A 14443-nucleotide genomic window follows, 5' to 3' on the forward strand; every position below is an offset into this window, starting at 1 on the left:
TATATAACATATAACCGACGCTTGCGTCGGTTATATGTTACGCTGCGTCTTGCTTATATTTGGAGGTATGTTATGACGGATAAAAGGGAAGCGCTTATCGGCGGCAATATGTTTTCGCTTATGTTAAAGCTGAGCGTTCCGGGCATTATCGGTATGCTTGTTATCAGCTTATACAGCTTTGTGGACGGCATCTTTGTCGGACGCTTTGTCGGAGAAGCGGCGTTGGGAGCAATCAGTATCGCCTATCCTTTTACGCTTTTAAACAACGGTATTGCCGTTTTGGTCGGTATAGGTTCGGCTTCGGTATTGTCGCGCGCGGTCGGCCGCCAAGACAAAAAGACAATCGATGCGGTTATGGGAAACGTGCTTATCCTTACCCTGATGTTTTCATCGGCGGTGATGATTTTAGGTTATATCTTTGCACCGCAGCTTTTAAAACTTATCGGCGCGGAAGGAAAGATGTTCGATTTTGCCGTGCGCTATTTGCGCATTGTCTATTTCGGCTCGATTTTTGTAAACTTCGGTCAAGCGTCGAATATGGTAATCCGCGGCGAAGGCAGGATGGGTCTTGCAATGCTTCTTATGGGCATAAGCGCCGTACTGAACATTATTTTGGATGCCGTTTTTATTATACCGCTTAATATGGGAATCGAAGGCGCCGCGATTGCAACCGTTATTTCGCAGATTGTTCTTGCGGTTTTAAACTTTTTATATTTTACCGTATTCAGTAAAAACGTGCGGCTTACACGGTTCAGATTGGAAAAGAGCATTGTAAAAGGTACCCTTTCGGTCGGCGTTTCGGCAATGTTTATGCAAGTATTTTCTTTGATTCAACAAGCGCTTATCTATTCGACTTTAAAACGCTACGGAGGAGAAGATCAGGTTGTGCTCATGGGCGCTTTTTTCAGATACATAATGCTCGCCTTTATTCCGCTGTGGGGAATAAGCCAGGGCTTCCAGCCCTTTGCCGGAACCAATTTCGGCGCCAACCGGTTTGACCGCGTAAAAAAAGGCACCCTGTTGTTTTACGGTTTCGGCTTTACCCTTGCCCTGCTTTTTTGGCTCGGCTTTTTACTTTCACCTCAAGGGATTTTGGGCTTGTTTATCAAAGACAATCCGGCCCTTGTCGCAGCCGGCACAACGAACGCCCTGGTGGCAATTATCCTTTTTCCGCTTTCGGCATTGATGATTATCAATATTACCCTGTTTCAAGCCGTCGGACAGGCAAAATACGCCGGAATCTTCGTTATGGCGCGCCAGCTTATTTTATACGTCCCCGCCGTATTGATTTTACCCCTCTTTTTCGGTGTGCGCGGCGTATGGATTACGGGAACCGTTGTCGATACCCTTGTAACCCTTGCCTCGATAATTGTCGTACTCAAATTGTTTAAAACGGAGTTGGCGGAAAACAAAGAAAAATAAAGGAATAAATTACCGCCGCCGCACCTTACGGGGACGGCGGTTTCTTTTTTTTTACTTCCGCGGTATAATTTACTGCGGAGGCTGTTATGAACGCAAAAACAAAGATACAAGAACTTGCTTTAAATATTAAAACGGCGGCGCTGACTTCACCGGGTGCCTTTGTGCTTATCGCTTTGCTCGGACTGAATCAGCTTTTCTATGCGCATATTCCCTGTGCAATTGATTTGAACATTGTATTTGCTTTTTCGATTGTGTTTACCGCTTCGGATTTTGTAAAGAATGCCGGTAAAAAACAAAAGATCATCATCTACAGCCTTCTTACCCTGTGTATCGCCGCCTTTTATACCCTTGAACTTTTTACATACAGCGAAAAACTGTTCCGTGCAAATTCCTCGCTTATGATTTTGTATTGTTGGATTGCCGCGATTGTCTTTTTTTCGCCGAAACAAAATTATATTATTGAATTTAAACTGCGCTTTATTCATATCTTGGTTTCTTTTTTGTTTTTTGCCGCCCTCTATGCGGCGGTTTTTATAAGCGTGTTTTTTGTCAATGCGATTTTTAACCTTGATTTGGACTTTGTAGACAGTGTTATATTCAGAATTGCCAATTCGTCCGCATCGGTTACGGCCGGCATTGTTTTTATGTCGTACAAAACCAAAACCGAACGCCTTCACTCCAAACTGTTTACCCTGATGTTCCGCGATATTTTATCGCTTTTGCTTCCGGTTCTCTGCGTCCTGGGTCTTATATATGTGGCAAAGTTTATTATATTTCCTGAAAGCGGTGATGATGAAGGCTTGGGCGGATGGTATTATGTTATTTTTGCCGCCCTTATTTTGTGTGTTTTAATGATGCACAATTTCGACAGTACACGGCTTAGGGCGCGCCTTATATCCTGTGCCCTCGCCCTTGCGCCTCTTTTATTTATAGCGGCTGCACTGCGGGTACGGCAAGCGGATATCGATACCAATCGGTGGTTTTCTCCCGGCTTTACTAAAAAGGATCAAAGCTTTGTTCACGAAATCATTGTGAATGCGGTTTTATCTCTTTTTTTTATATATACGGTGTTTCGGGACAAAAAAATCACGATAAAATTGAACGCCGCCATCGCAGCTATAGCCCTTGTGCTGTTTTTTCCCGTTATCGGCTATGATAATTACAATGCCTATAAAAACCTTGAACCGGGATTTCTTATAAAAACACGGAATGAGTTGGAGTATTTCTTGTATGCAAAACGCGCATCTCCTTCACCTCGAAAAATCAGCCTATATCAGACATATACAAGCTCTTTTTCACCCTTTGAAAATGTAGACTATATTATAGATACAACAGGCTATACCGATATCTTACTCGGTGTTACATTGCGTGCGGAGTTGAACTCAAAGCCGCAGGAACCGACTAAGCCGCAAAAAACGCCTTTTGAAATTACGTACAAAGACTACAGTTTCCGTATCGGAGATGACGGAAAAGTTTTGTATATTTTGAACGCGGCAACGGGCGAGCAAAGCGCAATCGATGTATACGAGAGGGCAAAGGCAGACGACGACAGGGAAAGGGCGGAGGAGAATCTTGACGAGGATAAAAAAACGCCGGCGGATTCCGTCTTTGTATTTGAAAATGCCGATATAAAGATGTATATCATCCGCTATACTTACTATGAAGACGATTATGCAAGAATAGAGTTCAACGCTTATATAAAAAACGCAATTTAGCGTAAAACGTTCCGCCGCACTCGGTCCCGGCCCGGATTGGAGCGGGGCGAAGCCGCCGGCGTGCGAGTGCGCACGCCGGCCGGCCGTGAGGGCAAGCCGCGCAAAGCCGGTTTGCTTTATGTTTATGCCGCTAAAAACGGTGTAAGCTTGGAGGGGCAAACATACGTTAAATCAAGCAGCGCATGTAAACAATTTTTTATTTTATGTTATCGATTTCTTCCGCTGTGGATTTTTTCCAAAATTGGCTTCGTCCGATGCCCATACCGATTTCGCCGCGCATTTCAAGGGTGTCTTCTTTATATTTTTTGCCGTCTGCTTTGCGGAATGTGATTTTACATTTGTATATTTTTCCGTCGGCAGGATCGATGATGTTTCCGCCCGCCCATTGACCCGGAGTTTTAGACGTAAGGCCCCAAATCCAAGGAGTGCCGACTAGGGGCATTTTGTTTACAACTCCGGCAACGGGAAAATCTTTGTAGGATTCTTTTACGGCCGTTGCAATTTTGTCGCGGGGTTCGTCGGCAGCGGCAAGAATCTCGCCGTATAAAACGCCGTCTTTTTGATAAATATGCCAACCGGCGGTCAGCTTTCCTTCTTCGTTAATACTGACCCAATAGCCCTCAACGGGATCGGCTGCAAAGGCGATGGCGGCGGCACAGAGCACAAGCAAAGCCGCAAAAATCGGTTTTTTCATGTATAAAACTCCTCATGTAATATAAAGTGTATTACAGTATGAAACGAAAGGATTTGTTTGTCAAGATTGGTGCCGGCGGGGCTTTTTTATTTCCGTTTTTGCTGAAAGGTCGATGTATTGCGCTCCCAAAAAACACCGTCCGCGTATCCCTGTATCGTTTTGTCGGTTTCGGCGCTTTTTAAGCGTTTTTCCGCCCAGCAGCAATATTCTTCGTTCATTTCTATACCGATAAAATTACGCCCCAGTTTTTTTGCCGTAACCGAAGTCGTTCCGGAACCGAGAAAGGGATCGAAAACAAGGCCGTCTTCGGGGCAGCTTGCAAGAATCAATTTGGCAATTAATTTTTCCGGCTTTTGTGTGGGATGATCGGTATTTTCACTCATCGACCAATAGGGAACGGAAATATCGTCCCAAAAATTGCCGGCGCTCGTTAAGCGGAAATTCCCGTTTTCGGTTTCCTGCCAATCTTTAGGCGCTCCGTTTTCGCGGTAGGGGGCAAGAACGCGCCGCTTTTGCTTTACTGCATCGGCGTCGAAATAGTAATCGTCGCCGATTGTACCGAACCAAATATCTTCGCAGGCATTTTTCCAATTTGCCCGTGCGCCCCGTCCCTTTTCGCGCTGCCAGGTAATACGGCTGCGGACAACCGTGTGCTTTTTCATAATCTCATAAAGACAAAAGCTGCTTTTCCAGTCGCCGCATATATATACGGAGCCGTTCGGTTTTAATACTCGTAAAAGACGCGGAAACCACGAATATACGTATTCCGAATACGCTTCGTCGCCGCTTTTGGAAAATTTAAATCCGTGGAAATTTTTATCGAGGTTGTACGGAGGGTCTATAATAAGCAAGTCGGCACAAAAAGGAGGCAAAGCATCAAGGACGCCGAATAAATCCGCACACAGCGTTTTATTTTTGAGCGTTTCTAAAGACAGCGTTTGGGAGCCGGCATACACAAGCTTGCTTTTATACAAAACCCGTTCTTCTTCGCTTAAACGAAGCGTTTTATTTTTGGGAGAACGCTGCTTTATATCCGAGTTGCTCATTGACGAGTCTGTGTAAAACTGGTTTATTTGAATTTTACGGCGGTTCCGTATGCAATTACTTCCGCCGCATTTTGCATAACCGCAGCGGACGAATAACGGACATTGACAATACCGTCGGCACCGAGTTTTTCGGCTTCTTCGCACATGCGTTTTGTCGCCAAAGCGCGCGCGGTATTCATCATTTCGGTGTAGCCCTTCAGTTCACCGCCGATTACCGTTTTAAAGCTTTGCATAATATCCTGACCGATATGCTTTGATTGTATTGTGCTTCCCTTTACCAATCCGAGCGTTTCCAAATCTTTACCGGATATAAAATCAGTATTTACCAAGATCATCTTCTTCTCCTCCTTTGATTTCTTTTATGCGCTCTATAAGCAGCCATATAAAAGCAGCTGCGATTACAAACAGAATAACAAATACCGCAACTTTAAAAATAGGGGGAGTATTGTTTTTGTACGCAAAAAGATTGAATAGCGAGTATACCAAAACACAAAAAACGATTAAAATCGGAGCTATCATTTTTTTTGTATGTATGTGCATAAAAATTATATACCATATAAGCGAAGAACATGCAAGCGCCTTTTATGCAACCTTTTTTATTTGATTTTGTCTAAATAGTTCGGAGAATACTATGTTTTATGAAGATTATCTTGTCTGCGACGAGAGCGGCGGCTGGCAAAAAACGCATGACTCTTTTTCGCTGAATATACCGGAGCGCTTTAACTTTGCCTATGACGTTATAGACCGCTTTGCAAAGGATGCGCCGGATACGGAAGCGTTGGTGTGGTGCGATGACACCGAAGAACGCATTTTTTCTTTCGCAGAATTGGCAAAAGAAATAAATAAAGCCGCCAATTTTTTTACGGCAATGGGTATAGGCCGCGGCGATACGGTATTGCTGTTTTTACGCCGGCGCTATGAGTTTTGGTTTATTTTGCCCGCCTTGCATAAAATCGGTGCGATTGCGGTTCCTGCGACGGTTCAGCTTGCTTGTCACGATATAGAATACCGCATACAGTCGGCACAAATTAAAATGGTTGTCGCGGTACAGGAAAAAAATCTTCAACAGGAGATTCAAAGGGCCGCCGAAGCGGTATATAAAAAGCCGATGCTGGTATGGGTTCACGATGAAATGGACGGCTGGATTTCTTTTGAAAAACTGTCAAAAAACATGAGCTGCGAATTTAAAGCGCCCGAAGGTAAAGACTACCCCTGCGGCGAAGACACGGCTTTAATGTACTTTACGTCGGGAACATCGGGGAATCCGAAAATGGTTGCCCACAATTATCTGTATCCTTTGGGACATATAGCGACGGCGAAGTTTTGGCAAAGGGTAAAAAAAGGCGGCCGGCATTTAAGCGTTGCCGAAACCGGCTGGGCAAAGGCGATGTGGGGAAAAATCTACGGACAGTGGCTGTGCGGCTGTGCGGTTTTTGTGTACGATATGGAAGTTTTTATTCCGCGTAAATTGCTTGAAAAGCTGGAACAATACCGCATTACTTCCTTTTGTGCGCCGCCGACCGTCTACCGCTATCTTATACGCGAACATATCGAATCTTATGATTTATCGGCTCTCGAAGAATGTACAACCGCCGGTGAAGCTTTGGATATGCATATATTTGAAACCTTTAAAGAAAAAACCGGCTTGTCGCTGCGGGAAGGTTACGGTCAAACCGAATTGACTTTGGTAACGGGAACCTTTCCGGGCATGCCGATAAAACCCGGTTCCATGGGAAAACCCGCCCCCGGTTATGATATCGATATCGTGCGGCCGGACGGTTCAAGCTGCGATACCGGCGAGGTCGGTGAAATTATTTTACGCTTGGATAAACGCAAGCCCTTCGGTATGTTCGGCGGTTATTATAAAAACCCCGAAAAAACGGCGGAAGTGTTCCGCGACGGCGTATATCATACCGGCGATGCGGCAAGCCGCGACGAGGACGGTTATTTTTGGTTTAATTCGCGCACGGACGATTTGATAAAAAGTTCGGGGTTCCGTATCAGTCCCTTTGAAGTGGAATCGGTTTTGCTGCAGCATCCGGCCGTTTTTGAATGTGCGGTAACCGGTGTTCCCGACCCCAAGCGCGGTCAAGCGGTAAAAGCCTTTGTGGTTTTAAACCGCGGCTATACGGCAAGCACGGCTTTGGAAAAGGAATTGATGTTTTTTGCCAAAAAAAATGCCGCCCTGTACAAGGCGCCGCGCTCTTTGGAATTTGTGGACGCTCTGCCTAAAACGCATAACGGTAAAATAAGCCGGGCTGCAATACGTGCCCGACAGGAATAAATCGGGACGGATTGTATCGGGGGCGATCGGGCAGCGCTAAAAATTGCGCCGTTTTTTCTAAATTCCTCTTTGTGCGCCCTATGTCCTGCCGATAAGCCGGAACACCCTATGTTTACAAACGTCTTTTTTTTAGAGATTCCCCGAATCGGCGGCACCCGGAAGGCCTATATCGGTTCGATAAAACATATTTTCAAACCGTATGGTTTTAAGAGCTTCATAGGCTTTTGAGCGGGCTTCGTCGAGGGTCGGTGCAAAAGCGGAAACTGCCAAAACGCGGCCGCCGGAAGTTTGCGGCGGATTGCGGCGGGTAGAATCGGCGTATTCCGCACCGGCAAAAAATATCTTTACATCCTGTGTATTCTGCGCTGTCGGCGGCACGTTTTGCATTATCGGAAAGCCCGTGCGGTATTTTTCCGGATAGCCGCCGGACACGGCGACGGGGGCGCACACAAAGCCTTTTTTCCAGCGAATGTCGAATTCTTTTAACGTGCCTTCATTCTTTACATCGAGGATTGCCTTGCACAAGTGCGCAAAATCGCAGTCTAAAAGGGGCAGCACCGCCTGTGTTTCAGGGTCGCCCAGACGGACATTGTATTCAAGCAGTTTCGGCCCCGAATCGGTGAGCATAAGACCGAAAAAAATAAAACCGCGGTATTCGATACGCTCGGCAATAAATCCTTTTAAAGTCGGCTCAAGTATTGTACGGGCAAAGGCTTCGCTTACATCGGCGCTCAATCCGGGCACCGGAGCAACGGCACCCATACCGCCCGTATTTGCTCCGCGCGCACCGTCGAGCAGGCGTTTGTGGTCGCGGGCGGCGACAAAGGGAACAATCGCCGCTTTTCCTTTCCGGGCAAGTTCCGGAGAAACCGAAACTGCCGCCAAAACGGATATTTCGCTTCCCTGTAAATATTCTTCCAAAACAAGTTTTTTGCCCGCTTGTCCGAGTGTTCCGGCTTTCATAAAATCGTTAACCGCTTTTAAAGCTACTTCCCTTGTTGCGGCGACGACAACCCCCTTGCCTGCAGCCAAACCGTCGGCCTTTATAACAATCGGAGCACCCTTTGTTTTTATATATGATTCCGCTTGTGCCGCTTCGGTTACGGTAATGCTGTCGGCACAAGCAATGCCGTATTTTTTCATAAAGTTTTTTGCAAAATCTTTACTGCCTTCAAGTTCGGCGGCATCTTTTTTCGGTCCGACAACGGGAATTCCTTTTTCCCATAAAGCGTCGGCAAGCCCCGCACACAGGGGAGCTTCCGGGCCGACAAGCACAAAATCGATTTTGTGTTCGCCGGCGGTTTTAACAAAAAAATCGATACTGCCGGGTTCCGGCGAAATGCCCGACGGCAGCTTGACATTTACAGTTTTCGCTTCCGCAGCCGTTCCGGCATTGCCCGGAACGCATACGATTTTTGCGGTTTTATCGCTTTTTGCAAGTGCCCAGCACAGCGCATGCTCGCGGCCGCCGGAACCTATAAGCATAACATTCATTTTATTTCTCCCGATTATTTTTTTCCGAATATAGCTATTTTATAAGTATGCAATCAGTTTTTCAAGCGTAATGCGCGCACCGAGGGCGCGGCACAAATCCTCGTAGGAGCCGTCCTGCCGTACATTCGGACTGGAGCTTTTGGTGCGGCGGACCGCGCGTATAAGAAGATTTTTTGCCGTGTGTTCCGTGTCGATGAATTCGCAAATATCAACGGCATAGCCTCTCTTTTTTACCAATTCGGCGCGCATAACATCGGTTGCAAGGGCGGAAAAACGTTCTTTTATAATGCCGTAGTGCATAAGAGCTGTGAACGGCCGGCCGGTTTCGCCCAAGTCGATATGTGCGTTCAATTCGTGCTGACAGCAGGGAGCACAGAGGATAATGCGGGCGCCGTGTGTAAGGGCGAATGCAAGGGCATAATCGGTGGCGGTATCGCATGCATGTAAGGAAATAACCATATCGACGGGTTTTTCGTCGGAAACTTTGTACGTGCGGACGTCCTGCACTTTAAAGTCCAAGCCGCACAAGCCCAATGTTTCGGCCAAGGTGCGGCAGTCTTCGATAACGCCGGCCTTTAAATCCAAGCCGATAATATGTGCCTGCAAGCCCTTTATTGCGGTTAAAAAATGATAGACGGCAAAGGTAAGGTATGACTTTCCGCAGCCGAAGTCAGTGATATTAAGCGGGCGCTCCGTTCCCGCCCCGTCCGCCGTCAAATCGGAAAGGACGTCGTCAATATATTCCAAAAAACGGTTGATTTGGCGGAATTTTGCATATTTTTTTGCAAGCACTTTACCGTCGGCATTCATAATGCCCAAAGCCGTTAAAAAAGGTACGGGGCGGTTTTCGGCGATAATGTAATTTTTTTGCCGATTAAAACCGAATGCATTTTCTCCGTTATCCGGCTTTAATTTTGTCAGCACGGTACTTTTGCCCCTTTTGTTCGTCAGCACCCTGATTTCTTTTTTATCGCTTATAATCAGGCATTGGCGCCATAACGTATCGTCGGTATGGGGAAGGGTTTGTGCAAAAAGACGGAAGTCTTCGGTTTTGAAAGTTCGGTGAAAAACCTGCGTTTGAGTAAAAAACTCGGCAAAAAAACGTTCGCCGGGTATTTTGCGTATGCGCACTTTTATACAATCGGCAATACCCGCGCAGTTTCCCTTTTTTAAAGGGTTCGATAAAACAAGAGCGGTACAGCCGTTCAGTATGTCCGATATATCCGTAATCATCACTATGCAAACATCATAAGCTTACAAATAGCAGCGCATGCTTCATAAAGAGGCAGCGCGGTTGCCAAAAGCGGAATGCCGCAGTCTTCGGCAAGCTCTTTCATTTTCAGCGACGGAAGCTTATCGTTTGCCAAAAGCACCGCCGCAGCCCCGGAAACGTCTGCCGTTCTGATTGCCTGTTCGGTTGCAAGCCCCGTAACGAGCAAGTATTGATCTTTTTGCGACACTAAAATATCGCTCATCAAATCCCCGGCAATTACTTCAGTAAATTCGATTTTATGTGCTTCGGGCGGAAGGTATACAATATTTGCCGGCAAATTTTCAATCAGAGTTTGCAGGGTCATCGTTTATCCTCTTCCCGTTTTTTTTCTTCACGGGCATGAGTGACATAATTTTCGCAGTTTTTTTTCATCGCTTCGATTTCTTCGGGGCGCAAATCGCGGACAGCCTTTGCAGGAGAGCCTATAATCAAGCTCCCTGCCGGAAACGATTTTCCCGGCGTTACCAAAGCACCCGCGCCGACCATCGAATTTTTTCCGATATGGGCTTCGTTTAAAATAATCGCACCCATGCCGACCGTACAGCCGTTTTCTACGGTGCATGAATGAAGGATTGCACCGTGCCCGACCGTTACGTTTTCGCCGATAATGCAGGGAATATGTTCATCCACATGGACAACCGCATTGTCTTGAATATTGCTGTTTTTGCCGATTTTTATTGCAGCCATATCGGCGCGGACCGTTGCGGAAAACCATACCGATGTATTTTCCGCCAATTCGACATTTCCGCTTACATGCGCGTTCCATGCGATAAAGGACGTTTCGTGTATATGGCCGCCTTTTAGACGGAGGTCTTTCAGATAGTGTTCCTGCATAAATTCTCCTTGTATTATCCTCATACTAATATATACTTTTTATTAAAAAAATGATATACTATAGATATGGCAAAGGTCTATGTTTTTGTAAACCAAAAAGGCGGCGTCGGGAAAACCACGTCGGCTATTAATATCGGTGCATATATGGCGGCTGCCGGTAAAAAAGTTCTTTTAGTTGATTTTGACTCACAGGGAAACATGTCTTCGGGTGTAGGTATTTCGAAAGAAAAGCCCACGATATACGAATTGATGGCGGGTTTATCGACCTACGAACAAACCGTCCGTCATACCGAAGTTATTAACCTGGATGCCGTTGCGGCTTCAATCGATTTGTCGGGTGCGGCGATAGAACTTGTCGATCAAGCCGAGCGCGAATTTTTTTTGAAAAAAGCTTTAACGCCGCTTTTACCTCTCTATGATTATATTTTGATAGACTGCCCGCCCTCGTTGGGACTTTTAACTCTAAACGGTCTTGCTGCGGCCGATTCCGTACTTATTCCCATGCAGTGCGAATATTTCGCCTTGGAAGGAATATCCCTTTTGCTGCAAACGGTAAAAAAAGTGCAAAAATCCATCAATCCGAATTTGGAAATCGGCGGTATATTTTTTACAATGTACGATTCACGCACCCGTCTTGCAAACGATGTAGTTACGCAGGTAAAAGCGTATTTTAAGGATTCGGTATTTGCAACGATTATTCCGCGTAATGTACGGCTTTCCGAAGCGCCTTCGCACGGTAAGCCGATTTGTCTTTATGACCCGTCCTGTATCGGCGCCCGCAGCTATGAAAAACTTGCCGAAGAGGTGGTGAGTCGTGGCTAAGGGCGGTTTGGGCAAGGGCCTTGACGCCCTTTTGCCGCAGGCGGAATCGGAAGCCGGCGAATCTTTTGCAAGCGGCGGCACATCCGCATCTTTACAAAAAAACGGACAAAAGAACGAACAAAAAAATAATGTTTTCGCCGATCAAAAAACGGGCGGCTTAAAATCCGCCGATATTTTTATTCCCGTCGACTTATTACAGCCGAACCCGCATCAGCCCCGCCGCGAATTCGATGAAGAAGCCCTAAAAGATTTGGCCGCTTCCGTAAAAGAGCACGGCATTATTCAGCCCATCCTCGTCGAGCAAGCCGAAGGCGGTTTTTATTATATTATTGCAGGCGAGCGGCGCACACGGGCGGCCCGTATGGCGGGGCTTAAAGAAGTTCCCGTGCGTATTCAAAAATTTTCGGATACCAAAAAACTTGAAGTCGCCCTCATCGAAAACATTCAGCGCGAAGATTTAAACCCGCTCGAAGAAGCAAAAGCCTACTATAAACTTATGGAGCTGGGCAACTTAAACCAGGAAGAAACGGCCCGCCGCGTCGGTAAAAACCGCTCGACCGTTGCAAACGCCCTTCGCCTTTTAAAGCTTCCCGAACACATGCAGGACGCCCTTTCGGCGGGTACCCTTTCTGCAGGACACGCCCGTGCGGTTTTATCGGTCAACGACATCTCCTCGCGCGACAAACTGTTTAAGCGTATCATCGAGGACGGCATATCCGTCCGTGAAGCCGAAGAGCTTGCCGCTGAAATGAATGAGGGTAAAAAAGCTTCGGCAAAAAAAACGGCAAAACCCGCCGACAAGCGCGATGCCGACTACGTTTTTCTTGAGCAAAACTTAATAGAAAAGCTCGGTACAAAGGTTTCGCTTAAAGGAAATTTCGAGCGCGGAAGCATCACCATCGACTATTTTTCTCGCGAAGATTTGGACCGCCTTTACAATATATTTTTTGCAGAGTAAGGGGAAAAGACGACATACTTACCTTATTCATAATCTCTTTTAAGGCATGACAAATAATCCTGCATAGCGGAAACGTGCAATAGCGGCATTTGTCCGTCTGCAGAAAAAGTTTCCCGGAGAATACTTTTTCTATAGTCGATATCAAGTAACTTTTCAATTAAGAATTTTTTTGTTTTTTTTCCTTTTATCAGGCTGTCGTCCATTTTTTCTATAAGAAATAACATTCTTATAAGAATATCATCAAGCCGAACATTGCTTAATTCAAGACATTTGTTATGTATAGCCGATTGCGTATTTTCCGTAAGTTTTGTTTTTGTCTTTATTACATATCCGTCATAGTATTCCACATCGTTATTTGAAATATCATACAATATTATCCGGCCTATTGTTTTTTTGTTTTTTATTTTTTCACTCTCAAAGTATTCACATACGATATATCCGTCGTTTTTTATCTCGATTGAAGTAAAGGCGGCGGGAAGCGGTTCGGCAGGAAGATAGTATATAGTGTCAGCACATTTAATGACCAACTTAAAATCCGTATTCCAAAGAATATTACCGCAGCGCGTATAATAGTCATTCCCTTCGGAATCCAAAACTTTAAAAAAACCGCTTCCTTGAATTGCGATGTCGGTTTTATTTCCCGTTACGGTAAGAGAGCCTTGTGCAAAATTTATTTTTCCGTTTGATTTCATAATGCGTTCGTCAAACGTTTTTTTATACCCATACGTGTAAAAATTCATCAAATCGGTATAGAGATAATCATATTCGTTTTCGGGCGAAAGGGCATACATTCCGCTGACCGCATAAAGCACAATTAAAAAAAATAAAACCTTATTTTTCATTTATCAGCTCTTTTTCCGGCTTTCCGATTGCAAGGCCGGACTATGCTTAAACGGAACTTCCTGATATCATCAACAATTTCTTTTGTACTATGCACGTAAATCATTCCGGCGTTTTTTCAAAAACTAAAATAATCGTATAAATATAATTCATCGGATTTATACAATATATTATCAAGTTCTTCGGCAAAAGTAACAACGGTAAATATTTTTTTTGCTTCGGAAAAGTCGGTTTTATATTTCTCAGTCAGTTTGTACTTTTTAAATGCTTCCATCTTTCTATCTTCCAATTCGTTGTATTTAAATTCTTTTTTTTGAACGACTTGTCCGTTATGAATTTTTATTATCAGATAGTTTTCATATATAGAATCATAACCGCTGTATATTTCTTTTATACATTCTCCGGCCGGGATTATTAAAACACCGGAATAAAAATCACAAAAAAAGGATGTTTTACTATCAAATAACTTGCTATAAATTGATATATCTTTATTTTCGGGGTTCCCGATATTCTCCAAAGAAACGGTATGAACTATTATATCGTATAAATATAATAAATCATTTTTTATTTCAAAATAAGCTGTATACCCTCTCCAACATGCAGAGGAAACTGAAAAATTTTTTATCGTATTGACGACCGTAATATATTGATTGTGAAAATCTTCAAATTGAAGCAATTGATTTATAGGATTTGTAAACAACTTGTATTCAACATCATTAATCTTAATATAATCGCTTTCCTGTTCCGTTGCATACAGAATAAGGTTTATGCTTATCAATAGTAAAATAATAAGAATCTTTCCGGGCAATGTGCCGATTCCCGATGTGCCGTATTGTATAAAACGCTGTTTATCCGGTTCTGTTTTTTTGCCTAAGTTTTCTGAAATCAAATCAATTATGCCCGTTTTATTCGCCTCAATTAAGACGTAAAAAAGAAAAGTAAATGCTTACATTACAAGCAATTATTTTGGAGTATATCGGACTCGAACCGACCACCTATTGATTGCGAACCAATCGCTCTACCAGATGAGCTAATACCCCGTTTATTTTGTATAGTATATC

15 protein-coding genes and 1 tRNA gene are annotated in these 14443 nt (G+C 44.6%); 5 read left to right on the plus strand and 11 right to left on the minus strand.

Going from position 1 to position 14443, the window contains the following annotated elements; genetic code table 11:
- Positions 1-72 precede the first annotated feature (72 nt).
- Both H0R92_RS05860 and H0R92_RS05865 read left to right on the plus strand, forming a co-directional pair.
- The gene (locus tag H0R92_RS05860) at positions 73-1422 is read left to right on the plus strand and encodes an MATE family efflux transporter (protein WP_432962067.1); all 1350 of its coding nucleotides are present in this window, start codon (positions 73-75) and stop codon (positions 1420-1422) included.
- An 86-nt stretch (positions 1423-1508) separates the two neighbouring features.
- A complete protein-coding gene (locus H0R92_RS05865) occupies positions 1509-3137 on the plus strand; it encodes a hypothetical protein (protein WP_432962069.1) in 1629 nt (542 codons plus the stop codon).
- 196 nt (positions 3138-3333) lie between these two features.
- On the opposite strand, the gene H0R92_RS05870 is transcribed toward H0R92_RS05865, so the two are convergent.
- The 4 genes from H0R92_RS05870 to H0R92_RS05885 all read right to left on the minus strand — a co-directional run bounded on the left by H0R92_RS05870 (position 3334) and on the right by H0R92_RS05885 (position 5417).
- A complete protein-coding gene (locus H0R92_RS05870) occupies positions 3334-3831 on the minus strand; it encodes a DUF2147 domain-containing protein (protein ID WP_432962071.1) in 498 nt (165 codons plus the stop codon).
- Between the two features lie 86 nt (positions 3832-3917).
- On the minus strand, positions 3918-4877 hold the full coding sequence (locus H0R92_RS05875; protein ID WP_432962073.1) for a DNA-methyltransferase: 960 nt from the start codon (positions 4875-4877) through the stop codon (positions 3918-3920).
- A 23-nt stretch (positions 4878-4900) separates the two neighbouring features.
- Positions 4901-5212: a YbjQ family protein gene (locus H0R92_RS05880; protein ID WP_432962075.1), complete on the minus strand. Its 312-nt coding sequence runs from the start codon at positions 5210-5212 to the stop codon at positions 4901-4903.
- Positions 5193-5417, minus strand: coding sequence for a hypothetical protein (locus H0R92_RS05885; protein ID WP_432962077.1), 225 nt, complete (start codon positions 5415-5417; stop codon positions 5193-5195). The genes H0R92_RS05880 and H0R92_RS05885 overlap by 20 nt, the downstream gene beginning before the upstream one ends.
- A gap of 91 nt (positions 5418-5508) precedes the next feature.
- On the opposite strand from H0R92_RS05885, the gene H0R92_RS05890 reads away from it, so the two are divergent.
- Complete coding sequence (locus H0R92_RS05890) at positions 5509-7161, plus strand: AMP-binding protein (protein WP_432962079.1); 1653 nt, start codon at positions 5509-5511, stop codon at positions 7159-7161.
- Positions 7162-7290: 129 nt separating this feature from the next.
- Here the strand turns inward: H0R92_RS05890 and purD are convergent, their stop codons facing one another.
- Genes purD through H0R92_RS05910 form a run of 4 tightly spaced genes read right to left on the minus strand, consistent with a single transcriptional unit; the run spans position 7291 to position 10762 of the window.
- Positions 7291-8655 (minus strand): phosphoribosylamine--glycine ligase, encoded by a 1365-nt coding sequence (gene purD, locus H0R92_RS05895; RefSeq protein ID WP_432962081.1) that lies wholly within the window; start codon positions 8653-8655, stop codon positions 7291-7293.
- Between the two features lie 39 nt (positions 8656-8694).
- On the minus strand, positions 8695-9888 hold the full coding sequence (locus tag H0R92_RS05900) for a class I SAM-dependent methyltransferase (protein ID WP_432962559.1): 1194 nt from the start codon (positions 9886-9888) through the stop codon (positions 8695-8697).
- A gap of 2 nt (positions 9889-9890) precedes the next feature.
- Positions 9891-10232, minus strand: a complete 342-nt coding sequence (locus tag H0R92_RS05905; protein WP_432962083.1) for a hypothetical protein — start codon at positions 10230-10232, stop codon at positions 9891-9893.
- A complete protein-coding gene (locus H0R92_RS05910; protein ID WP_432962085.1) occupies positions 10229-10762 on the minus strand; it encodes a gamma carbonic anhydrase family protein in 534 nt (177 codons plus the stop codon). The genes H0R92_RS05905 and H0R92_RS05910 overlap by 4 nt, the downstream gene beginning before the upstream one ends.
- Before the next feature lie 66 nt (positions 10763-10828).
- Here H0R92_RS05910 and H0R92_RS05915 point away from each other — a divergent pair, with 66 nt between their 5' ends.
- Together H0R92_RS05915 and H0R92_RS05920 are read left to right on the plus strand one after the other, a co-directional pair.
- The gene (locus H0R92_RS05915; RefSeq protein ID WP_432962087.1) at positions 10829-11584 is read left to right on the plus strand and encodes a ParA family protein; all 756 of its coding nucleotides are present in this window, start codon (positions 10829-10831) and stop codon (positions 11582-11584) included.
- Complete coding sequence (locus tag H0R92_RS05920) at positions 11577-12542, plus strand: ParB/RepB/Spo0J family partition protein (protein WP_432962089.1); 966 nt, start codon at positions 11577-11579, stop codon at positions 12540-12542. Before H0R92_RS05915 ends, H0R92_RS05920 begins: the two co-directional genes overlap by 8 nt.
- Before the next feature lie 23 nt (positions 12543-12565).
- Here H0R92_RS05920 and H0R92_RS05925 read toward each other — a convergent pair whose 3' ends face one another.
- The 3 genes from H0R92_RS05925 to H0R92_RS05935 all read right to left on the minus strand — a co-directional run bounded on the left by H0R92_RS05925 (position 12566) and on the right by H0R92_RS05935 (position 14422).
- Positions 12566-13384 carry a hypothetical protein gene (locus H0R92_RS05925; protein ID WP_432962091.1) on the minus strand — a complete coding sequence of 273 codons (819 nt, stop codon included), beginning with the start codon at positions 13382-13384 and terminating at the stop codon, positions 12566-12568.
- A gap of 116 nt (positions 13385-13500) precedes the next feature.
- Positions 13501-14271: a hypothetical protein gene (locus tag H0R92_RS05930; RefSeq protein WP_432962094.1), complete on the minus strand. Its 771-nt coding sequence runs from the start codon at positions 14269-14271 to the stop codon at positions 13501-13503.
- Between the two features lie 78 nt (positions 14272-14349).
- A tRNA-Ala gene (locus H0R92_RS05935) sits at positions 14350-14422 on the minus strand.
- Positions 14423-14443 lie beyond the last annotated feature (21 nt).

Source organism: Treponema sp. OMZ 840 (assembly GCF_050937815.1).
Lineage (GTDB): Bacteria > Spirochaetota > Spirochaetia > Treponematales > Treponemataceae > Treponema_C.